The 21353-nt window shown below is 62.8% G+C and carries 23 protein-coding genes; 12 read left to right on the forward strand and 11 right to left on the reverse strand.

Going from position 1 to position 21353, the window contains the following annotated elements:
- Positions 1-28: 28 nt before the first annotated feature.
- Positions 29-1588: a SulP family inorganic anion transporter gene (locus LOY37_RS00255; protein WP_258716100.1), complete on the forward strand. Its 1560-nt coding sequence runs from the start codon at positions 29-31 to the stop codon at positions 1586-1588.
- A gap of 12 nt (positions 1589-1600) precedes the next feature.
- Here LOY37_RS00255 and LOY37_RS00260 read toward each other — a convergent pair whose 3' ends face one another.
- Positions 1601-2248 carry a hypothetical protein gene (locus LOY37_RS00260; RefSeq protein ID WP_213602813.1) on the reverse strand — a complete coding sequence of 216 codons (648 nt, stop codon included), beginning with the start codon at positions 2246-2248 and terminating at the stop codon, positions 1601-1603.
- Positions 2249-2616: 368 nt separating this feature from the next.
- Here LOY37_RS00260 and coxB point away from each other — a divergent pair, with 368 nt between their 5' ends.
- From coxB to LOY37_RS00280, 4 genes are read left to right on the forward strand one after another with little or no spacing between them, the layout of a single operon-like run.
- Positions 2617-3744 carry a cytochrome c oxidase subunit II gene (gene coxB / locus LOY37_RS00265; protein ID WP_045200706.1) on the forward strand — a complete coding sequence of 376 codons (1128 nt, stop codon included), beginning with the start codon at positions 2617-2619 and terminating at the stop codon, positions 3742-3744.
- A 52-nt stretch (positions 3745-3796) separates the two neighbouring features.
- Positions 3797-5386 carry a cytochrome c oxidase subunit I gene (gene ctaD, locus LOY37_RS00270; protein WP_045200704.1) on the forward strand — a complete coding sequence of 530 codons (1590 nt, stop codon included), beginning with the start codon at positions 3797-3799 and terminating at the stop codon, positions 5384-5386.
- 25 nt (positions 5387-5411) lie between these two features.
- Entirely contained in the window at positions 5412-5981 is a 570-nt protein-coding gene (locus tag LOY37_RS00275) for a cytochrome c oxidase assembly protein (RefSeq protein WP_038997842.1), read from the forward strand.
- A 13-nt stretch (positions 5982-5994) separates the two neighbouring features.
- Positions 5995-6882 (forward strand): cytochrome c oxidase subunit 3, encoded by an 888-nt coding sequence (locus LOY37_RS00280; RefSeq protein ID WP_195885376.1) that lies wholly within the window; start codon positions 5995-5997, stop codon positions 6880-6882.
- A 6-nt stretch (positions 6883-6888) separates the two neighbouring features.
- Here LOY37_RS00280 and LOY37_RS00285 read toward each other — a convergent pair whose 3' ends face one another.
- Positions 6889-7092, reverse strand: coding sequence for a twin transmembrane helix small protein (locus tag LOY37_RS00285; RefSeq protein WP_045200700.1), 204 nt, complete (start codon positions 7090-7092; stop codon positions 6889-6891).
- A 63-nt stretch (positions 7093-7155) separates the two neighbouring features.
- Here LOY37_RS00285 and LOY37_RS00290 point away from each other — a divergent pair, with 63 nt between their 5' ends.
- The 5 genes from LOY37_RS00290 to LOY37_RS00310 are packed head-to-tail and all read left to right on the forward strand — an operon-like array spanning position 7156 to position 11060.
- Positions 7156-7896, forward strand: a complete 741-nt coding sequence (locus LOY37_RS00290) for an SURF1 family protein (protein WP_258716101.1) — start codon at positions 7156-7158, stop codon at positions 7894-7896.
- The gene (locus LOY37_RS00295) at positions 7862-8455 is read left to right on the forward strand and encodes a hypothetical protein (RefSeq protein ID WP_093377627.1); all 594 of its coding nucleotides are present in this window, start codon (positions 7862-7864) and stop codon (positions 8453-8455) included. The genes LOY37_RS00290 and LOY37_RS00295 overlap by 35 nt, the downstream gene beginning before the upstream one ends.
- A gap of 9 nt (positions 8456-8464) precedes the next feature.
- The gene (locus LOY37_RS00300) at positions 8465-9547 is read left to right on the forward strand and encodes a heme A synthase (protein WP_045200695.1); all 1083 of its coding nucleotides are present in this window, start codon (positions 8465-8467) and stop codon (positions 9545-9547) included.
- The gene (cyoE, locus tag LOY37_RS00305) at positions 9532-10431 is read left to right on the forward strand and encodes a heme o synthase (protein ID WP_195885379.1); all 900 of its coding nucleotides are present in this window, start codon (positions 9532-9534) and stop codon (positions 10429-10431) included. The genes LOY37_RS00300 and cyoE overlap by 16 nt, the downstream gene beginning before the upstream one ends.
- Positions 10428-11060: an SCO family protein gene (locus LOY37_RS00310; RefSeq protein WP_045200691.1), complete on the forward strand. Its 633-nt coding sequence runs from the start codon at positions 10428-10430 to the stop codon at positions 11058-11060. The genes cyoE and LOY37_RS00310 overlap by 4 nt, the downstream gene beginning before the upstream one ends.
- Positions 11061-11139: 79 nt before the next feature.
- Here LOY37_RS00310 and LOY37_RS00315 read toward each other — a convergent pair whose 3' ends face one another.
- The 3 genes from LOY37_RS00315 to LOY37_RS00325 form a co-directional block, all read right to left on the reverse strand.
- The gene (locus LOY37_RS00315; protein WP_093377617.1) at positions 11140-11910 is read right to left on the reverse strand and encodes a MetQ/NlpA family ABC transporter substrate-binding protein; all 771 of its coding nucleotides are present in this window, start codon (positions 11908-11910) and stop codon (positions 11140-11142) included.
- A gap of 62 nt (positions 11911-11972) precedes the next feature.
- Entirely contained in the window at positions 11973-12644 is a 672-nt protein-coding gene (locus LOY37_RS00320) for a methionine ABC transporter permease (RefSeq protein WP_045200686.1), read from the reverse strand.
- Positions 12644-13651 (reverse strand): methionine ABC transporter ATP-binding protein, encoded by a 1008-nt coding sequence (locus tag LOY37_RS00325; protein ID WP_045200684.1) that lies wholly within the window; start codon positions 13649-13651, stop codon positions 12644-12646. Before LOY37_RS00325 ends, LOY37_RS00320 begins: the two co-directional genes overlap by 1 nt.
- Positions 13652-13882: 231 nt before the next feature.
- Here LOY37_RS00325 and katE point away from each other — a divergent pair, with 231 nt between their 5' ends.
- A complete protein-coding gene (gene katE / locus LOY37_RS00330; protein ID WP_258716102.1) occupies positions 13883-16021 on the forward strand; it encodes a catalase HPII in 2139 nt (712 codons plus the stop codon).
- A 37-nt stretch (positions 16022-16058) separates the two neighbouring features.
- Here katE and LOY37_RS00335 read toward each other — a convergent pair whose 3' ends face one another.
- The 4 genes from LOY37_RS00335 to zur form a co-directional block, all read right to left on the reverse strand.
- On the reverse strand, positions 16059-16772 hold the full coding sequence (locus LOY37_RS00335; protein ID WP_045200680.1) for a PA5502 family lipoprotein: 714 nt from the start codon (positions 16770-16772) through the stop codon (positions 16059-16061).
- 132 nt (positions 16773-16904) lie between these two features.
- A complete protein-coding gene (gene znuB / locus LOY37_RS00340) occupies positions 16905-17687 on the reverse strand; it encodes a zinc ABC transporter permease subunit ZnuB (protein WP_038997827.1) in 783 nt (260 codons plus the stop codon).
- Complete coding sequence (znuC, locus tag LOY37_RS00345; protein ID WP_045200677.1) at positions 17680-18459, reverse strand: zinc ABC transporter ATP-binding protein ZnuC; 780 nt, start codon at positions 18457-18459, stop codon at positions 17680-17682. Before znuC ends, znuB begins: the two co-directional genes overlap by 8 nt.
- Positions 18459-18941: a zinc uptake transcriptional repressor Zur gene (gene zur, locus LOY37_RS00350; protein WP_045200675.1), complete on the reverse strand. Its 483-nt coding sequence runs from the start codon at positions 18939-18941 to the stop codon at positions 18459-18461. Before zur ends, znuC begins: the two co-directional genes overlap by 1 nt.
- 66 nt (positions 18942-19007) lie before the next feature.
- Here zur and LOY37_RS00355 point away from each other — a divergent pair, with 66 nt between their 5' ends.
- Entirely contained in the window at positions 19008-19925 is a 918-nt protein-coding gene (locus tag LOY37_RS00355) for a zinc ABC transporter substrate-binding protein (protein ID WP_045200771.1), read from the forward strand.
- Between the two features lie 64 nt (positions 19926-19989).
- Here the strand turns inward: LOY37_RS00355 and LOY37_RS00360 are convergent, their stop codons facing one another.
- Positions 19990-20940, reverse strand: a complete 951-nt coding sequence (locus LOY37_RS00360; protein WP_045200673.1) for a homoserine kinase — start codon at positions 20938-20940, stop codon at positions 19990-19992.
- Between the two features lie 64 nt (positions 20941-21004).
- Positions 21005-21295: a DUF2782 domain-containing protein gene (locus tag LOY37_RS00365; protein ID WP_045200671.1), complete on the reverse strand. Its 291-nt coding sequence runs from the start codon at positions 21293-21295 to the stop codon at positions 21005-21007.
- Positions 21296-21353: the final 58 nt, after the last annotated feature.

Consider the following 21353-nt stretch of genomic DNA (forward strand, 5'->3'; position numbering starts at 1 on the left):
GGTTGTGCCAGAGGCCATTGGAATGGCCATGAAACGTGAGAGAAGGAGTAACAGGGTGAACAAGACACAAGTGAAAGCGGCCTTGCCGCGTGAATTACTGGCGTCAGTAGTCGTGTTTCTGGTCGCCCTGCCCTTGTGCATGGGCATCGCCATCGCCTCGGGCATGCCACCGGCCAAGGGCCTGATCACCGGGATCATCGGCGGTATCGTCGTTGGCTGGCTGGCCGGCTCGCCGTTGCAGGTCAGCGGTCCGGCCGCCGGCCTGGCGGTGCTGGTGTTCGAACTGGTGCGCCAGCATGGCGTGGCGATGCTCGGCCCGATCCTGCTGTTGGCCGGCCTGCTGCAACTGCTCGCCGGCCGTTTGCGCCTGGGCTGCTGGTTCCGGGTCACGGCGCCGGCGGTGGTGTACGGCATGCTCGCGGGTATCGGCGTGCTGATTGTCTTGTCCCAGGTGCATGTGATGTTCGACAGCGCCCCGCAACCTTCGGGCCTGGCCAACCTACTGGGCTTTCCGGCGACCCTGGCCCAGGCATTGCCGCTGGAAAGCCCGGGCAATGGTTGGCAAGCCGGTGCGCTCGGGCTGGGTACCATCGCCATCATGTGGGGGTGGGAGCGCTTGCGCCCGCAGTCGCTGCGCTTCGTGCCTGGGGCTTTGCTAGGCGTGGCCTTGATGACCGCGATCAGCATCTGGCTGGCATTGCCGGTGAACCGCGTCGAAGTGCCGGCTAACCTCAGCGAAGCCATCGACTGGCTGAGCCCGGCCGACCTGCTCCACCTGGCCGACCCCAACCTGCTGGTCGCCGCCTTTGCCCTGGCCTTTATCGCCAGCGCCGAAACCCTGCTATCTGCCGCCGCTGTCGATCGCATGCACAACGGCCAGCGCTCGGACTTTGACCGCGAACTGTCGGCCCAGGGCCTGGGCAATATGCTCTGTGGCCTTCTGGGGGCACTGCCAATGACCGGGGTTATCGTGCGCAGCTCGGCCAACGTCCAGGCCGGGGCGCAAACGCGCCTGTCGGCGATCCTGCATGGGGTCTGGTTATTGGCTTTCGTGGTGGTGCTCAGCAGCGTGCTGCAGCAGATTCCGGTGGCGAGCCTGGCAGGCGTACTGGTCTACACCGGGATCAAGCTGGTCGATTTCAAGGCCTTTCGCGGGCTGGGGCGCTATGGCCGGATGCCGATGTTCACCTATGCGGCGACGGCGTTGGCGATCATCTTCACCGACCTGCTGACCGGCGTACTGCTCGGTTTTGCCCTGACCCTGCTGAAGCTTGCGCTCAAGGCCGCACGCCTGAAAATCAGCGTGGTCAGCCTTGAGCAACCGGGCCATATGCAACTGCGCCTGAGCGGTGCGGCGACCTTTCTCAAGGTGCCGGCACTGGCCCAGGTGCTGGAAGGCATTCCGCCCGGGACCACCCTGCACGTGCCGTTGGCCAACCTCAGCTACATCGACCACTCCTGCCTGGAGCTGCTCGAGGACTGGGGCCGGGCCAATGCCGGCAAGGGCTCGCGGCTGCTGATCGAGCAGCGGCGGCTCAAGCGCCGGGTCGAAGGGCGGGTGCGGACAACCGCCGGGTTGGGGGCTTGAACCGAATCAGCCTCAAGCCGACTGATCCAGCTCCAGGCCCACACCCAGCTGACGCGACAGGCACGGCCAGCGCTTCCAGGCTTCGCCGGTGTTCGGGCTGCTGAGCTTGTCGCGGTACTGCTCGACCGACTCCAGAGCAAAGCTTTCTTCGTTGAGCATCTCGTCCACCGAGTGGTGCACCACTTCATCCAGCTGATTGGCAAACTGCTCGCCGATCAGTTGGTGGGCGATCAGGTTGGCCACAGTGGTGTCGAGCGGGATCAGCGGCTGGTTGAAGTGCTTGATGTACAAGTCGTTAACTTCTTCCACCAGGCGATGGGCCAGGTAGGCCTCATCCAGCAGGCAGCCCAGGCCGAGGTGGGTATCGGTGATGGCGGGCGGTTGCAGGAAGTACTGCTCGGCGATTTTCAGCACCGGTTTGATCTGCGACTCGATGCCGGCTTCGCGGGCAACCTCGTTGGCCGCCTCCAGCAGTTCCGGTACCTGATCGATATAGGCGTCGACGAAGCGCACCAGGGCGCCTTGGGCATCGGCCTCTGGCAGATGGATCGAAGGGTGCAGGTGGGGCAGCTGGTTTTCCAGTTGAGTTTTCAGTTGGCCGGTTTCGGTCTCATGTTGACGGGCACGGGTAATCTGCTCGCGCAAAGCGGCGATGTTCATGACAACTCCAGGGTAAAGGCGTGACAAACGGAAGACATAAGGTAGCTCGGTTCTGAAAATGCCTAAGACGCATTTGGCATAACCATTAACAACTTAATATTCGCCAATTATATCTAAATGCCATCATTGTGCCTCAAGCCAGGTAATTAGCGGCTTTGCGCGCAAACGTTCAACTTCTGCCGATGTTTTCCCTGTGCGCATTGCGGCGCCGGGGTCGCTGTCTATACTCCGGTTTGAAAGTGATTCGCTGATGAGGCCCGACTGCAGTTCGCAGGGGCTCGGTCGTCGAAGTTCGCAGTCTTGGCCGCCGTACCCTTAGCCGTAGGTCCACGCCTCCGGGATAACAAGAACGATAAGGGGAACCCGCAATGATGCGACATCCACATGTCTGGATGGGCCTCCTGTTGTGGTCGGTATTCGGTCAGGCGCACGCCGCCTGGACCGTGAACATGGCGCCAGGGGCGACTGAAGTCAGCAACGCAGTGTTCGACCTGCACATGACCATTTTCTGGATTTGCGTGATCATCGGCCTGGTGGTCTTTGGCGCAATGTTCTGGTCGATGATCATCCACCGTCGTTCCACCGGCCAGCAGCCCGCGCATTTTCACGAGCACACCTGGGTCGAGATCATGTGGACGGTGGTGCCGTTCCTGATCCTGGTGGCCATGGCCATTCCGGCGACCAAGACCCTGATCGATATCTACGATGCCAGCGAGTCGGACGTCGATATCCAGGTCACCGGCTACCAGTGGAAATGGCATTACAAATACCTGGGCCAGGATGTCGAGTTCTTCAGCAACCTGGCCACCCCCGCCGATCAAATCCACAACAAAGCGCCCAAGGACGAGCACTACCTGCTCGAAGTCGACCAGCCGCTGGTGCTGCCGGTGGGTGCCAAGGTGCGCTTCCTGGTCACCGCCGCCGACGTTATCCATTCCTGGTGGGTGCCGGCCTTTGCGGTCAAGCGCGATGCCATTCCAGGCTTCGTCAACGAAGCCTGGACCCGGGTCGAGAAGCCCGGCATCTACCGCGGCCAGTGCACCGAGCTGTGCGGCAAGGACCACGGCTTCATGCCGGTGGTGGTCGAGGTCAAGTCCAAGGCCGACTACGACACCTGGCTCGGCGAGCGCAAGGCCGAGGCGGCCAAGCTCAAGGAGCTGACCAGCAAGGAATGGACCCTGCAAGAGCTGGTCGAGCGCGGCGACAAGGTTTACCACACCACCTGCGTGGCCTGTCACCAGGCCGAAGGTCAGGGCCTGCCGCCGATGTTCCCGGCGCTCAAGGGCTCGAAAATTGCCACCGGACCCAAGGAAGATCACCTGAGCCTGGTCTTCCACGGCAAGCCGGGCACGGCCATGGCCGCCTTCGGCAAGCAGCTCTCGGAAGTCGATATCGCCGCCGTAGTGACCTACGAACGCAACGCCTGGGGCAACAACAAGGGCGATATGGTCACGCCAAAAGACGTGCTGGCGATCAAACAGGCAGAAAGCAAATGAGCCGGGTTGATGCCTATCCGCGCCCCCGCCACCGGACTGCAGGAGACAGGACATGAGCGCAGTGATCGACGACCACAGCCACGGTCATGAGCACGCCCACGGACCGGCCAAGGGCCTGATGCGCTGGGTGCTGACGACCAACCACAAAGACATCGGCACCATGTACCTGTGGTTCAGTTTCATGATGTTCCTGCTCGGCGGCTCGTTCGCCATGGTCATCCGCGCCGAGCTGTTCCAGCCCGGGCTGCAGATCGTCCAGCCGGAGTTCTTCAACCAGATGACCACCATGCACGGCCTGGTGATGGTCTTCGGTGCGGTGATGCCGGCTTTCGTCGGCCTCGCCAACTGGATGATCCCGCTGATGATCGGCGCGCCGGACATGGCCCTGCCACGCATGAACAACTTCAGCTTCTGGCTGTTGCCGGCCGCGTTCCTGCTGCTGGTCTCGACCCTGTTCATGCCCGGTGGCGGACCGAACTTCGGCTGGACCTTCTACGCCCCGCTCTCAACCACCTACGCGCCGGAAAGCGTGACCTTCTTCATCTTCGCCATCCACCTGATGGGCATCAGCTCGATCATGGGCGCGATCAACGTCATCGCCACCATCCTCAACCTGCGTGCCCCGGGCATGACCCTGATGAAGATGCCGCTGTTCGTCTGGACCTGGCTGATCACCGCCTTCCTGCTGATCGCGGTGATGCCGGTGCTGGCGGGGGTGGTGACCATGATGCTGATGGACATCCACTTTGGCACCAGCTTCTTCAGCGCTGCCGGCGGTGGTGACCCGGTATTGTTCCAGCATGTGTTCTGGTTCTTCGGCCACCCCGAGGTGTACATCATGATCCTGCCGGCCTTCGGCGCGGTCAGCTCGATCATCCCGGCGTTCTCGCGCAAGCCGCTGTTCGGCTACACCTCGATGGTCTATGCCACCGGCGCGATTGCCTTCCTGTCGTTTATCGTCTGGGCCCACCACATGTTCGTGGTCGGCATTCCGGTGGTCGGCGAGCTGTTCTTCATGTACGCGACCATGCTGATCGCGGTGCCCACCGGGGTGAAGGTGTTCAACTGGGTGAGCACCATGTGGGAAGGCTCGCTGACCTTCGAGACCCCGATGCTGTTCGCCATCGCCTTCGTCATTCTCTTCACCATCGGCGGCTTCTCCGGATTGATGCTGGCGATTGCTCCGGCGGACTTCCAGTACCACGACACCTACTTCGTGGTGGCTCACTTCCACTACGTGCTGGTGCCCGGGGCGATCTTCGGCATCTTCGCCTCGGCCTACTACTGGCTGCCGAAGTGGACCGGGCACATGTACGACGAAACCCTGGGCAAGCTGCACTTCTGGTTGTCGTTCATCGGCATGAACATGGCCTTCTTCCCCATGCACTTCGTCGGCCTGGCCGGCATGCCGCGCAGGATCCCCGACTACAACCTGCAGTTCGCCGACTTCAACATGATCTCCTCGATTGGCGCCTTCACCTTCGGCGCCACGCAGATCTTCTTCCTGTTCATCGTCATCAAGTGCATTCGCGGCGGCGCTCCGGCGCCGGCCAAACCCTGGGATGGCGCCGAAGGGCTGGAATGGTCGGTGCCGTCACCGGCGCCTTACCACACCTTCCAGACTCCACCGGAAGTGAAATGAACCGCTTCGGCCTGAGGATGCAGCCATGAGTGAAGGGACCTCGCTCAAGCGCCTGGTGTGGCGGCTGATGCTGCTGACCGTGGTGATGTTCGCCTTCGGTTTTGCCCTGGTGCCGATCTACGACGTGATGTGCAAGGCGTTCGGCATCAACGGCAAGACCGGCGGCCAGTACGAAGGCACCCAGGTCAGCGACCTGAACCGCACGGTGAAGGTGCAGTTCATGTCGACCAACGCCAGCGACATGGTCTGGGACTTCTATTCCACCGCCGACCAGATCGACGTCAACCCGGGGGCGGTCAACCAGATGGTGTTCATCGCTCGCAACCCGACCGACAAACCCATGAGCGCCCAGGCCATCCCCAGCATTACCCCGGCCGAGGCGGCGGCGTATTTCCACAAGACCGAATGCTTCTGCTTTACCCAGCAGGTGCTGCAGCCGGGGGAGCGCATCGAAATGCCGGTGCGTTTCATCGTCGACCGCGACCTGCCCAAGGATGTGAAACACCTGACGCTGGCTTACACGCTGTTCGATATCACCGCTCGCCACCCGCCGGTCGCACACCTGGCGGACCCGGTTGCACAGGGCGCCCGATAAGGAGAACACCACGATGGCTTCCCATGAGCACTATTACGTACCGGCGCAAAGCAAGTGGCCGATCATTGCCACGGTCGGCATGTTCATCACTGTGTTCGGCCTCGGCACCTGGTTCAACGACCTCAAGGCCGGGCGGCCGGAGTCCCACGGGCCGTGGATCTTTTTCTTCGGCGCCCTGTGCCTGGCCTACATGTTGTTCGGCTGGTTCGGCGCGGTGGTCAAGGAAAGCCGCGCCGGGCTCTACAGCCCGCAGCTGGACCGCTCGTTCCGCTGGGGCATGTCGTGGTTCATCTTTTCCGAGGTGATGTTTTTCATCGCCTTCTTTGGCGCGCTGTTCTACGTGCGCAACCTGGCCGGGCCCTGGCTTGGGGGCGATGGCGCCAAGGGCGTGGCGCACATGCTGTGGCCGAACTTCGAGTTCTCCTGGCCGCTACTGCACACGCCAGACCCGAAACTGTTTCCGCCGCCCAAAGACATCATCGACCCCTGGCACTTGCCGCTGATCAACACCATTTTGCTGGTCAGCTCCAGTGTCACCATCACCATCGCCCACCATGCCTTGCGCAAGAACCATCGCGGGCCACTGAAGGCCTGGCTGGCGCTGACCATCCTCCTTGGCTTGTCGTTCCTGGTGCTGCAGGCCTACGAGTATCACGAAGCCTATACCGAACTGGGGCTGACCCTGGGTTCGGGTATCTATGGCGCAACCTTCTTCATGCTCACCGGGTTCCACGGGGCCCACGTGACCATGGGCACCCTGATTCTGATCGTGATGCTGGTGCGCATCCTGCGCGGGCATTTCAACGCCGACAAACACTTCGGTTTCGAGGCGGCCAGCTGGTACTGGCACTTCGTCGATGTGGTCTGGGTGGGGCTGTTTATCTTCGTTTACGTGCTGTAGCCGGGTTCAGAACGGCGCGTGGGAAACCAACTGGCCGCTGTAGAAACCCCAGGTCACCAGGGCCAGGGTCAAGGCGGCCAGGGTGACACGAATAGTCAGGGCTTTGAGCAGGCGAGTCGACTGTCCGTCGTCCTTGACCAGAAAGAACAGGCCGCTGAACAGGCTGGCGATGGTCGCCAACAGCATCAGGACAATCGCGGCTTTGAGCATGGCGAAACTCCGGGGGGATGCAGTGATGAGTATAAGTATAGCGACTGACCTTTCGAGGGCCCGGTGAAGCGCTTTCGCCCCGGCATCGTGCCGACCCTGGTGGTGCTCCTGCTGCTGCCGGGGTTGATCGCACTGGGCTGCTGGCAGCTGGCACGCGCCGAACAGAAGCGCCAGTTGCTGCAGGTGTATGCCGAACGCAGTGCCGGCGACACGGTGGGCAGTACGCAGTTGCTGCAGATCGCCGATCCGGCCTATCGCCGGGTGCACCTTTACGGCCAGTTCGATAGCCAGCACAGCTTGTTACTGGATAACCGCATGCGCGATGGCCAGGTCGGCGTCGAGCTGCTGCAACCCTTTCTCGACCAGGCCAGCGGCCTGTGGCTGTTGATCAATCGCGGCTGGCTGCCGTGGCCGGACCGGCGCATCCCGGTGCAGTTCAGCACACCGGAGCAAGCCTTGAGCTTGGACGCCTCGGTGTATGTCGCTCCGGGCACCACCTTCCAGCTGCATGCCGACCCGCAAGGCGGCAGCTGGCCGCGGCTGATCACGGCGATTGACGCCGGTGCACTGTGGCCGCAACTGGGCCGCGAAGGTTTTGCCCATGAGTTACGCCTGGAACCAGGCCCGGCCAGCTACCGGCTGGACTGGCCGGTGGTCGCCTTGGGCCCGGAAAAACACCTGGGTTACGCCGTGCAGTGGTTTGCCCTGGCGTTGGCCCTGGTGCTGCTCTACCTCTACTTCGGCTGGCATAACAACAAGGAGAAACAGCATGGGAGCCGCCACAAGTCCACTCAACATGTCTGAGGGCAGGCAACCGCGCAATCGTGCGCGTGGGCGCCTGCAACTGCTGCTGATCCTGCTGGTGGTCCTCGGCCCGATGATTCTCGCCACCAGCATGTACAAACTCAAATTCTGGGTGCCCGACAGCCGCAGCTACCACGGCGAAATGATTGGCAACGGCCAGACCCTCGCCGACCTCGGCGTCAGCGCTGAGGAAGGACGCTGGCAACTGCTGGTGAGCACGCCCAAAGAGTGCGGGCTGGACTGCCAACAGTTGGTGTACCTGGCCCGGCAGATCCAGATCGGCCTGGGCCGCGATGCCAGCCGTGCCAGCCATGCCCTGGCCACCGCCCAGCCACTGACGGCGGACTACCAGGCCAAGCTCGAGCGCGAGTACCCGCAACTGCAACGCTACCCCCTGGACCTGTCGCGCTATGGCGCGCTCAGCCAGGGCAAACAGGATGCCCAGCTGTGGATCGTCGACCCGCACGGCAACCTGGTGCTGCGCTACGACGCCAGGGTCAAGGGCAAGGACTTGCTCAATGACCTGCGCCACCTGCTGAAGCTGTCCAATATCGGGTAGGACATTGCCATGGCCAGACCTGGATTTCGCCTCGCTGTCTTCGCCACCCTGCTGGCACTGGTTGTCGTGTTGCTCGGTGCCTACACCCGTCTGACCCATGCCGGCCTGGGCTGCCCTGACTGGCCCGGCTGCTACGGCTTTATCAGCGTGCCCAAGACTGAAGCACAGCTGGCCCACGCCGAGCTGCACTTTCCCGACACTCCGGTGGAAGCGCACAAAGGCCGCAACGAAATGGTCCATCGCTACTTTGCTGGCACCCTGGCCCTGGTGATCACCCTGCTCGCCCTGCAGGCCTGGCGCCGCCATGGCCGCGACGGCCAGCCCTATCGCCTGCCGCTGTTGTTGCTTGGCGTGGTGTTCGCCCAGGCGGCTTTCGGCATGTGGACGGTGACGCTCAAGCTGTGGCCGCAGGTGGTCACGGCACATCTATTGGGCGGTTTTGCCACCTTGAGCCTGTTGTTTTTGCTCAGCCTGCGCCTGTCACGGGCCTTTGCGCCGTTGCCCAAGCTGCCTTTGAGCGTGCGCCGGGTGGCGGCGCTGGGCTTGCTGGTGGTGATCGGCCAGATCGCCCTGGGCGGTTGGGTCAGCGCCAACTACGCGGCAGTGGCCTGCATCGACCTGCCGACCTGCCATGGCCAGTGGTGGCCGCAGGCAGACTTCGCCAACGGCTTCCACCTGACCCAGCATATCGGCCCCAATTACCTCGGTGGCCAGCTCGACAGTGACGCGCGCACGGCGATCCATATGAGTCACCGCCTGGGCGCTTTGCTGGTGACGGCGGTCATGCTGGTCTTGAGCTGGAAGCTGCACCGTCATGGTTTGAGCCGGCTGGCCGGGTTGGTATTGGCGGCGCTGGCGCTGCAGGTGAGCCTGGGCATCAGCAACGTGTTGTTCCATCTGCCGCTGGCCGTGGCCGTGGCCCATAACGCCGGTGGCGCGCTGCTGTTGCTGAGCATGGTGCTGGTCAATTACCGCATTCGCCTGGTTGCCCAGGCCAAGGTCCGCCGGGTCAGCCAGGGCTGGCGCCTGACCCCGCTGGCGAGCGGCGGAGTCGTTCATTATCTGGGAGATAATTCATGGCGACGCTTCTGAGCGAGCGCAGGCTGCAGGCAGGCTGGCGCGATTACCTCGAGCTGACCAAACCCAAGGTGGTGGTGCTGATGCTGATCACCTCGCTGGTCGGCATGTTCCTCGCCACCCGTGCCGGGGTGCCGTGGACCATCCTGCTGTTCGGCAACCTGGGCATTGCCTGTTGCGCCGGTGGTGCGGCAGTGGTCAACCATGTGGTCGACCGGCGCATCGATGCCTTGATGGCGCGTACCCATAAACGCCCGATTGCCGAGGGCCGCGTGGCACCGGCGGCGGCGCTGACCTTCGCCCTGCTGCTGGCGACCCTGGGCATGGCATTGCTGCTGGTGTTCACCAACGCCCTGACCGCCTGGCTGACCCTGGCCTCGCTGCTCGGCTACGCGGTGATCTACACCGGCTTTCTCAAGCGCGCCACGCCGCAGAACATCGTTATCGGCGGCCTGGCCGGCGCTGCGCCGCCGTTGCTGGGCTGGGTGGCGATCAGCGGGCACATCAGCGCCGAGCCATTGCTGCTGGTGCTGATCATCTTCGCCTGGACCCCGCCGCACTTCTGGGCCCTGGCCATTCACCGCAAGCAAGAGTACGCCAAGGCTGATATTCCGATGCTGCCGGTGACCCACGGCGAGCACTACACCAAGGTGCATATCCTCCTGTACACCCTGGTGTTGCTGGCGGTCAGCCTGTTGCCCTACGCCATCCACATGAGCGGGCCGTTGTACCTGGCCTGTGCCCTGGCCCTGGGCGGGCGCTTCCTGCAGTGGGCCTGGGTGTTGTACCGTGGCAGTCGGCCGCACGCGGCGATCAAGACCTTCAAGTACTCTATCTGGTACCTGTTGCTGCTGTTCATCGCGCTGCTTGTTGACCACTACCTACTGTTGAACCTATGACTCGAACCCAGAAAACCGTCTTTATTCTCGTTGCCCTGGTCGCCGTGATCCTCGGGCTTACCGTCAACAAGGTGCTCAATGGCCGCAGCGAAGGCAACCCGACCGAGCTGATCGATGCCGGCATCATCCTGCTGCCGCAGAGCCGCACCGTGCCTGCCGTGCAAATGACCGACGAACAGGGCCAGCCTGTGGTGATGGACGAGCTCAAGGGCAAGTGGTCGCTGCTGTTCTTCGGCTACACCTTCTGCCCGGACATCTGCCCGACCACCCTCGCCCAGCTGCGCCAGGTGAAAAGCGAGCTGCCCAAGGAAGCGGTAGACCGTTTGCAGGTGGTGTTGGTCAGCGTCGACCCGAACCGCGACACCCCGGCACAGCTGAAGCAGTACCTGGGTTATTTCGACAAGGATTTTCGCGGGGTGACCGGCTCGCTGGAAAACATCCAGAAGCTGGCCAATGCGGTGAGCATTCCGTTCATTCCGGCCGATACCAGCAAGCCGAACTACACGGTCGATCACAGCGGCAACCTGGCGCTGCTGGGGCCGGACGGCAAGCAGCGCGGGTTTATCCGCGCGCCGTTCAACAACCAGAAGCTGGTTGCGCAGTTGCCTGGGCTGGTTAAGCGCGACTAAAAGCATCGCGGGTCAAGCCCGCTCCCACAGAGATCACCTGACCTGTGAGAGTTGGCTTGACCCGCGATAGGTGTTTGAATCAGAACGCCGGCTTGACCGCGCCCTTGTACTTCTCTTCGATGAACTTCTTCACCTCAGGCGAGTGCAGCGCAGCCGCCAGCTTCTTCATGTCTTCCGAGTCCTTGTTGTCCGGGCGGGCAACAAGGATGTTCACGTAAGGCGAATCGCTGCCTTCGATGACCAGTGCGTCCTTCTCAGGGTTGAGCTTGGCTTCCAGCGCGTAGTTGGTGTTGATCAGCGCCAGGTCGACCTGGGTCAGTACCCGCGGGATGGTTGCCGCTTCCAGTTCACGGAACTTCAGGTTCTTAGGGTTCTCAACGATGTCTTTGACGCTCGAGAGGATGTTGCTGTTGTCTTTGAGCTTGATCACACCGGCCTTGTCCAGCAGCAGCAAGGCGCGACCGCCGTTGGTGGCGTCGTTGGGGATGACCACGGTAGCGGTCGACGGCAGCTCGTCGAGCTTCTTGTACTTGCTCGAGTAGGCGCCCAGTGGCTCCAGGTGCACGCCGGCAACGCTGACCAGATGGGTGCCCTTGGCCTTGTTGAACTCATCCAGGTACGGCTGGTGCTGGAAGAAGTTGGCGTCCAGGCGCTTCTCGGCCACTTGCACGTTCGGCTGGATGTAGTCGGTGAACACCTTCACCTTCAAGTCCACGCCTTCTTTGGCCAGGGCCGGTTTGACGAACTCGAGGATCTCGGCGTGCGGCACCGGGGTGGCGGCGACGGTCAGGGTCTCGGCCTGGGCCGAGAAGGCCGCGACGGCGGCGACAACAGCAAGCAGCTTTTTCATCAAATCACTCCTTGTGAGGGCCAGTCCGGCCCCCGGTGCGTCGGCAGTGCCGACCCATGGGGTTACTTACGGGAAAAATGCACAACCAGTTTGTCGCCCACGCTCTGCAGGACTTGAACCAGTACCAGCAGCAGGACCACGGTGACCACCATCACGTCGGTCTGGAAACGTTGGTAACCGAAGCGGATCGCCAGGTCACCGAGGCCGCCAGCGCCCACCACACCGGCCATCGCGGTGTACGACACCAGGGTAATGGCCGTGACGGTAATGGCCGCGAAGATGCCCGGACGGGCCTCGGGCAGCAAGGCATTGGTGATGATCTGGCGAGTGGTGGCGCCCATCGACTGGGTGGCTTCGATGATGCCGCGGTCGACTTCACGCAGCGCGGTTTCCACCAGGCGCGCGAAGAACGGCGTGGCTCCGACCACCAGGGGCGGGATGGCCCCGGCGACGCCCAGCGAGGTGCCGGTGATCAGCACGGTGAACGGAATCATCACGATCAGCAGGATGATGAACGGCAGCGAGCGCAGGACGTTTACCACCAGCGACAGCAGCGCGTACACGCCCTTCTGCTCGAACAGCTGGCGCGGGCCGCAAAGAAACAGCAACACGCCCAGCGGCAGGCCGAGCAGCACGGTGAAGAACAGCGAGCCGAACAGCATGATCATGGTGTCGATGGTAGCCAGCCAGATTTCGGCCCAGTCGACATTGGCAAAGAAACTCAAGGCGTCCATCAACGCAGTACCTCCATATGAACATCAGCCGCAGTGAAGCGGGCGAACGCCGCTTCCATGTCGCCGCCAGTGACGGCCAGGGTCAGCTGCCCATACGGGGTGTCCTTGATGCGATCGATGCGGCCAGCGAGGATGCTGTAGTCCACACCGGTTTCCCGGGCGACGGTGCCCAGCAGCGGCGCGTAGGTCGAATCGCCCTGGAAGGTCAGGCGCACGATGCGTCCTGGCACATGGGCGAAGTCGTCGCGCTGTTCGTTTTCGTCGATCTGCTCGTCTTCCTGGACGAAGCGCTTGGTGGTCGGGTGCTGCGGGTGCAGGAACACATCGGCCACCGGGCCGTGCTCGACAATCTGCCCGGCATCCATCACCGCCACGCGGTCGCAGACCCGGCGGATCACGTCCATTTCGTGGGTGATCAGCACGATGGTCAGCTTCAGTTCGCGGTTGATCTCGGCCAGCAGTTGCAACACCGAGGCGGTGGTCTGCGGGTCGAGGGCGCTGGTGGCTTCGTCACACAGCAGGATCTTCGGCTTGGTGGCCAGGGCGCGGGCGATGCCGACGCGCTGCTTCTGGCCGCCGGAAAGCTGTGCCGGGTATTTTTTCGCGTGATCGGCCAGGCCGACGCGGGCCAGCAACTCGTTGACGCGGGTGTCGATTTCCTTGCGTGACAGCTCGCCGGCCAGGGTCAGCGGCAAGGCTACGTTATCGGCAACGGTCTTGGAGGCCAGCAGGTTGAAGTGCTGGAAGATCATCCCGACTTGCTGGCGGAATCGACGAAGATCGTTGGCGTTGAACCCAGTGACGTCTTCGCCGTCGACGATGATCTTGCCGCCGCTTGGCGCTTCAAGGCGGTTGATCAGGCGCAGCAGGGTACTTTTACCGGCGCCGGAATGGCCGATCAGCCCGAACACCTGGCCGTCTTCGACGCTCAGGTTGGTCGGGTGCAGTGCGGGGATATCCCTACCGGCTACGCGGTAGGTTTTATGAACATTTTGAAACTCGATCACGTAGCGAACCTTGTGGGGCGCATGGGAATGGGGTCAGCGGTTAGCCGGGCGCGCATTTTAGCCTGTTCGTATAGAGGTTCTTAGCATTTATTTCGCAATTGACCAATGCTACTGGAATAACGCGATCAGTGGTCAATCCGAAGGAACGCCTGCAGGGGCCATCAGTCACTACTGAATAGGGCCCGCCGTGGGGTCGAACCGTAGGACTGATTGAGTGAGGAGAGCACACTGATGCCCAGCAAGAAGAACCCACCCAAGGAAAGCCAACTCGCCGGTACCCAGACCCCGGACCGCGCCAATACCAACGCCAAGCTGCAAAGCCTGGAAACATTTCGCCGTGACGCCACTGGCCAGGCGCTGCGCACCAACCAGGGGGTCAAGGTTGCCGACAACCAGAACACCCTGAAAGCCGGTGACCGTGGCCCGTCGCTGCTGGAAGACTTCATCATGCGTGAAAAGATCACGCATTTTGACCATGAGCGCATCCCCGAGCGCATCGTCCATGCCCGCGGTACCGGGGCCCATGGCTACTTCCAGGCCTATGAATCGCATGCCGCGCTGACCAAGGCCGGTTTTCTCCAGGACCCGGAGAAAATCACCCCGGTGTTCGTGCGCTTTTCCACCGTTCAGGGCCCGCGTGGCTCGGGTGATACCGTGCGCGATGTGCGCGGTTTTGCCGTGAAGTTCTTCACCGACGAAGGCAACTTCGACCTGGTCGGCAATAACATGCCAGTGTTTTTCATCCAGGATGCGATCAAGTTCCCCGACTTCGTCCATGCAGTAAAACCTGAGCCGCACAACGAAATGCCCACCGGCGGCTCGGCCCACGACACCTTCTGGGACTTCGTCTCGCTGGTGCCGGAGTCGGCGCACATGGTGATCTGGGCGATGTCCGACCGCGCCATTCCTAAAAGCCTGCGGACCATGCAGGGCTTCGGCGTGCATACCTTTCGCCTGATCAATGCCGAGGGCAAATCCAGCTTCGTCAAATTCCACTGGAAGCCCAAGGCCGGCGTGTGTTCGCTGTTGTGGGACGAAGCGCAGAAGCTGGCGGGCAAAGACACCGATTACCATCGCCGCGATCTGTGGGAAGCGATCGAAACCGGTAATTACCCGGAATGGGAGTTTGGCGTGCAGATCGTTGCCGAAGAGGACGAGCACAAGTTCGACTTCGACCTGCTCGACCCGACCAAGATCATCCCCGAAGAGCTGGTACCGGTGACGCCGCTGGGCAAGATGGTGCTCAACCGCAACCCGGACAATTTCTTTGCTGAAACCGAACAGGTTGCCTTCTGCCCTGGGCATATTGTCCCCGGCATCGACTTCTCCAACGACCCGCTGCTGCAGGGCCGGTTGTTTTCCTACACCGATACCCAAATCAGCCGGCTAGGCGGGCCGAACTTTCACGAGATTCCGATCAACCGTCCGCTGGCCCCTAACCACAACGGCCAGCGCGATGCGCAGCACCGCACCACGCTGGACAAGGGCCGTGCCTCTTACGAGCCCAACTCGATCGACGGCGGCTGGCCCAAGGAGACTGCGCCGGCAGCCAGCGATGGTGGTTTCGAGTCGTATCCGGAGCGCATCGAGGCGCACAAGGTGCGCCAGCGCAGCCCTTCGTTCGCCGACCATTTCTCCCAGGCGCGATTGTTCTTCCAGAGCATGAGCCCGACCGAGCAGGAGCACATCATCAGCGCCTACAGCTTCGAACTGGGCAAAGTTGAGCGGGAGTTCATCCGCGCCCGTGAGGTCAATGAAATTCTTGCCAACATCGACCTCAAGCTGGCGGCGCGAGTGGCTGCCAATCTTGGCCTGCCGGCGCCGAAGAAAGGTACGGTGGATGTGCCCCAAACCAGCCTCAAGGAGTCACCGGCGTTGAGCCAGATGAACCTGCTCGGCGAAGGCATCAAGGGCCGCAAGGTTGCAGTGCTGGTGGCTGATGGCGTGGATGGCGACAGTGTCGATAGCCTGGTCAAGGCGCTGGAAGCCGAGAGCGCGCAGATCAAGATCCTTGGCCCGAGCTCGGCGCCGGTAAAAACCGCCCAGGGCAAGGCGCTGGCCGTGGATGCCTCGATGGAAGGCATGCCGTCGGTGATCTTCGATGCGGCCTGGGTGCCGGGCGGCAAGGCTTCGCTTCAGGCCCTGGCCGGTGACGGCGTGGCGCTGCACTTTCTGCTTGAAGCCTACAAGCACCTCAAGCCGATTGGCCTGGCCAGCGAGGCGCAAGCCGTGCTCGACAAGCTGGGGCTCAAGGCCGACAGTGGTTTGCTGCTGGGCAATGATGACAAAGCCTACAAGGCCTTCATCACGGCAATCAGCAAGCATCGGGTGTGGGAGCGTGAGGCCGCGGCGAAAGCCATTCCGGCGTGATGCACAAACAGGGTGCCCATCAGGGCACCCTGTTTCGTCATGGGCGGCGTGGGATCAGCACCGCCTGGGCAGGTTGGTTGCGGTGTATCTCGTGGCTTTGCTGCAAGGCAAAATCACCGTCGAGTTTTTTAACGCGTTTGCCCAGCAAGGTTTGCAGCCAGGGTGCGTCCTGCTTGCGCGGCACCTGGAACACCACATCGCACTGGTAATTGATCACATCACTGGCGATGTCATCGAGTTGCTTGCGCATTTCGCGAATATTGGTGGTTTTCAACGCAACCACGGTGCTTGGCGCGGTCGGGTCGATCAGCTTGGCGGCAGGGCGGGCTTCGGCGGCTTTCAGGGCGGCCTCGGCTTTGTCGAGCTCGGCCTTGCGCGCCTGGGCGATAGCACCGTTGACGCCGCCCGTCAGCGCCGGCGCCTTGGGCATCAGCGCACGGGCGCGGGCCAGGGCGGTGGCCGCCGCGTTCACATCGCCCTTTTGCAGGACGATCTGGCTGCGTTGCAGATAGGCTTCGGCCAATTGACGCTGGTACTGCTCGATCCGGCTGTCATTCGGCGCCTGGCTTTGCAGGGTGGCGAGTTGATCTTCGGCAGTGGCCAGCTCGCTGCTGGCGATGCTTTGCTCCAACTGCTGCCAGGCATCAGGCTGGGCAGGCACGGCAGCGTTGTCGGCCGGGGTGCTGGAGCACGCGGCGAGGATCAGTGAAAACGCGGCAAGGAGCAGATAACGGGAGGCGAACGGCTTCATTCCTGCGACTCTCTATTTGCGCAAAAAGCGAGCAAGTCTACACCCAGTCCGCAGACTCGAAAATAACTCTTCAGGACCCCGCGCGTTTTTAAATGTCGCAGGGTGCAACCGCTTTGGCCGCACCCCACGTCTTCAGCGCCGGGGCAGTGCCAGGCTCAGCAAGAATAGCACTGCGGCGCAGACCACGATGGACGGCCCGGCCGGCGTGTCCTTGAACCACGACAACGCCAGGCCGCCGCACACCGCGGTAACCCCCAGCAGGCTGGCGCCCAGGGCCATTTGTTCCGGTGAGCGGGCGTGACGTTGCGCCGCAGCGGCGGGAATGATCAATAGCGAGGTAATCAGCAGGACGCCGACGATCTTCATCGCCACGGCAATCACCACCGCGATCAGCAGCATCAGCGCCAGGCGCAGCGCGGCGACCGGCAAGCCTTCGACCATGGCCAGTTCTTCGTGCACGGTGACTGCCAATAGCGGGCGCCACAGCACCACCAGCAACAGCAGCACCGCAGCGCTGCCGCCGAGAATCCAGGCCAGATCCCCCGGGCTGATCGCCAGCAGGTCGCCGAACAGGTAGGCCATCAGGTCGATGCGCACATCGTGCATGAAGCTCAGCACCACCAAGCCAAGTGAAAGCGTGCTCGGTGCCAGAATCCCCAGCAGAGTGTCGGAGGCCAGCGGCTGGCGTTGTTGCAAGGTCACCAGCAAGATCGCCAGCAACAGGCAGCCAACAGTCACCGCCAGCGCCGGGCTGACATCCAGCACGAAACCCAGGGCGACGCCGAGCAACGCAGCGTGGGACAGGGTGTCGCCAAAATAGGCCATGCGCCGCCAGACCACGAAGGATCCCAGAGGGCCGGCGACCAGTGCCAGGGCCAAACCTGCGAGCAGGGCGTAAAGCAGAAAATCAGCCATGCTTGCAGTGATCTCCATGAACGTGGCCGCCTTTGGCGGGGGCAACCACCGAGCCGTGCAGGTCGTGGGCGTGGTCGTGATGGTGGTGATAGATCGCCAGGCTCGGCGCGTTGCTGCCGAACAGCTCGACGAACGCCGGGTCGCCGCTGACCTGCTCGGGGTGGCCGGAGCAGCAGACATGACGGTTGAGGCAGACCACCTGGTCGGTGGTGCTCATGACCAGATGCAGGTCGTGGGAAACCATCAGCACGCCGCAGCCATGGCGGTCGCGCAGACGGGTGATCAGGCTGTACAGCTCGGACTGGCCGGCGACGTCGACGCCCTGCACCGGCTCATCGAGCACCAGCAGCTCGGGTTCGCGCAGCAGTGCGCGGGCCAGCAGCACGCGCTGCATCTCGCCGCCGGAAATCCCCTGGATCGGGCTGTCGATGACCTTTTCGGCGCCGACTTCCATGAGTGCCGACAACGCTGCGGCGCGATCAACACCGGGCACCAGGCGCAAGAAGCGCAGTACCGAAAGCGGCAAGGTGGCATCGACCTGAAGCTTTTGCGGCATGTAGCCGATGCGCAGCCGCGGCTTGCGCCAGACCGTACCGGTATGCGGCTTGAGCAGGCCGAGCACGGCGCGTACCAAGGTGGTCTTGCCGGCGCCGTTGGGGCCGATCAGGGTGACGATCTGCCCCGGTTCCACGGCCAGGTCGATGCTGTCGAGCACCGCTTGGCCGGCGAAGCTCACGCCCACCTGTTCGAGGCGAATCAGCGCATTGCTCATCAGGCGCTCCGGCAGTTGCTGCACAGGCCGACCACTTCGACCGTTTGTGCTTCGACGCTGAAGCCGACGTCTTTGGCGCTGGCGACGATGGCGTCGCTGATGCTGCGCTGCTCAAGCTCGATGGCCACGTGGCATTCGCGGCAAATCAGGAACTGGCCCTGGTGCGCGTGCTCGGGGTGGCTGCAGCCGATAAAGGCGTTGAGCGAGGCAATGCGGTGCACCAGGCTGTTTTCCAGGAGGAAATCCAGCGCGCGGTATACGGTCGGCGGCGCGGCCCGGCGACCGTCCTGCTCGCTCAGCACGGCGAGGATGTCGTAGGCGCCCAGCGGCTTGTGGCTCTGCCACACCAGCTCCAGCACGCGGCGGCGCAAAGCGGTCAGGCGCACACCCTGGCGTGCGCACAGCGCATCGGCCTCGGCCAGGGCGCTGTGTACGCAATGGGAGTGGTCGTGGGGGCGGTTGGCCAGCGGGGTTTTAGGCATGAGCGGCGACGGTTCTGATTGGAGACGTTATTATGTTACCTGTTTCAGCCCCTGTGAGTGGTCATCGTGTCCCGAATTTTTGCCCTTTTTGTCGCTTTTATCGCCACTCTGGTGATGGCCCAGGCACAGGCCGAAGTGCGTGTGCTGACCAGCATCAAGCCCCTGCAACAGATCGCTGCGGCGGTTCAGGACGGCGTCGGTACGCCTGAAGTGCTGCTGCCGCCAGGCGCCTCGCCGCACCATTACGCCCTGCGTCCTTCCGACGTACGGCGGGTGGCCGACGTCGACCTGCTGTACTGGATCGGCCCGGACATGGAGGGCTTTCTGCCGCGTGTGCTCAAAGGCCGCAGCAAGCCAAGCGTTGCCGTGCAGGAACTGCCCGGCCTGCACCTGCGCCATTTTGGCGAAGATAGCCACTCCCATGACGAAGATGGCGACGATCATGACCATGATCACCGCCCCGGCAGTCTCGATGCCCACCTCTGGCTGTCATCGGTCAACGCCCGGGTGATCGCCGCCAGGATCGCCGCAGACCTCAGCACTGCCGATCCGGCCAATGCCGCGCGCTACCAGAGCAACCTCAAGGCCTTCGGCGAGCGTCTGGATGCGCTGGACGGGCGCCTGAAAAAGCGCTTGAGCGGTGTCAGCGGCAAACCGTTCTTCGTTTTTCACGAGGCATTTGACTACTTCGAGTCGGCCTATGGTCTGAAACACACCGGGGTGTTCAGCGTGGCCGCCGAAGTGCAGCCGGGTGCCCAACACGTGGCGGCGATGCGCAAGCGCCTGCAGGAAGTGGGCAAGACCTGTGTGTTCAGCGAGCCGCCACTGCGCCCACGTTTGGCTGAGACGCTGACGGCGGGGCTGCCGGTGACCCTGGCGGAGCTGGACGCGCTGGGTGGTACGGCGCCGGCCAGTGCCCAGGGCTACGAGCAGTTGCTGGAGACGCTGGGGAATGATCTGGCGGGGTGCCTGGAGAAGTTGTGACGCCCCGATCGCAGGGGCAAGCCCGCTCCAACCTATTGTAGGAGCGGGCTTGCCCCGCGATGTTTCACAGCGCGAACGGCAACGCTATCTCTACCTGCTGGCGCGCCGCCAGGCGTACTTCGAAGTCGGCCGGGTCGTGAATCAGCACGTCCATCCCGGCAAACGATTCGGCGGCAATCAGGCGCGACAGCCAGAAGCGCACGCAGGCAATGCGCAGCATCACCGGCCACAGGTTGGCCTCGGCCGAGGTGAACGGTCGCAGCGCTGCATAAGCGCCGAGCAACGCCCGCGCCCGGGGGCCATCGATGATGCCGGCGTCGTCGCAGCACCAGTCGTTCAGGGTAATCGCCAGGTCGTAGAGCATCGGCCCCGAGCAGGCGTTGTAGAAGTCGATCAGGCCGGTCAGGTGGGTGCCTTCGAACAGCACGTTGTCGCGGAACAGGTCGGCATGCAGGTTGGCCCGCGGCAGGGCCATGATCTGCGCCTTGTGCTCGACAACTTCGTCCAGGCACGCCTGCAGCAACTGGCGTTGTTCGGCGTTCAGGCGCGGCATCAGTTCGGCGCCGGTTTCCAGCATCCAGTCCAGGCCGCGGTCGGTCTTGCGTTCCAGGACCTTGTCGCGGGTGGCCAGGTGCAGGTGCCCGAGCAGTTCGCCAACCTGTACGCAGTGCTGATTATTGGCGCTCTTGATGTGCTTGCCCGGCAGCCGTGGTTGCAGCAGCGCAGGTTTGCCGGCCAGTTCGCGCAGGGCTACGCCGTCGTTGCCACGCAAGGCGTAGGGCACCGGCAGGTCGGCCTCATGCAGTACGTCGAGCAGTTCGATGAAGAACGGCAGGTCCTGGATCGGCCCGCGTTCGACCAGCGTCAGCACGTACTCGCCCTGTTCCAGACTGACAAAGAAGTTGCTGTTCTCGGTACCGGCGGCAATGCCCTGGAAGTCCCGCAGGCGGCCCAGGCCGTACGGCGCCAGAAAGGTTTCCAGCTCAGGCCGGGTCAGGGGGGTGAAGACTGACATGATCAAAAATTGCCCATACGGGCACTTCAGCAGGGAAGTGCCAGGTTGATGTAAAGGGTACGGCCTACTTCCACTCGAAGATTTTCCACGACGGGATCAGCATGTCCGGCTGGTCGGAGCGGACGAAATTGCCGTCCGAGCCATCGGCACGTACCAGGAAATAAGGTTTGCCGCCTTTGGGCGTCACCTTGATTGCATACAGGAAGCCATTTTGCCGGTATTCCTGGATGGTTTTGTCGCCTTCCGTGCGAATGGTTACCTCTGGATCAGCCGATGGCGCGTCATCCGCTGCCACGGCGACGACCGGAGTGACTGCCAACAGGCTGAGCAGCAACAGGCGATTTAGTGTACGCATGATAACCTTGTCCCTTTGTCGTCAATGTTCCGGACATTCTAGCGCCGGGCCCGTCGAA

The sequence above is a fragment of the Pseudomonas sp. B21-012 genome, from assembly GCF_024749305.1.
In the GTDB taxonomy this organism is placed as follows: domain Bacteria; phylum Pseudomonadota; class Gammaproteobacteria; order Pseudomonadales; family Pseudomonadaceae; genus Aquipseudomonas.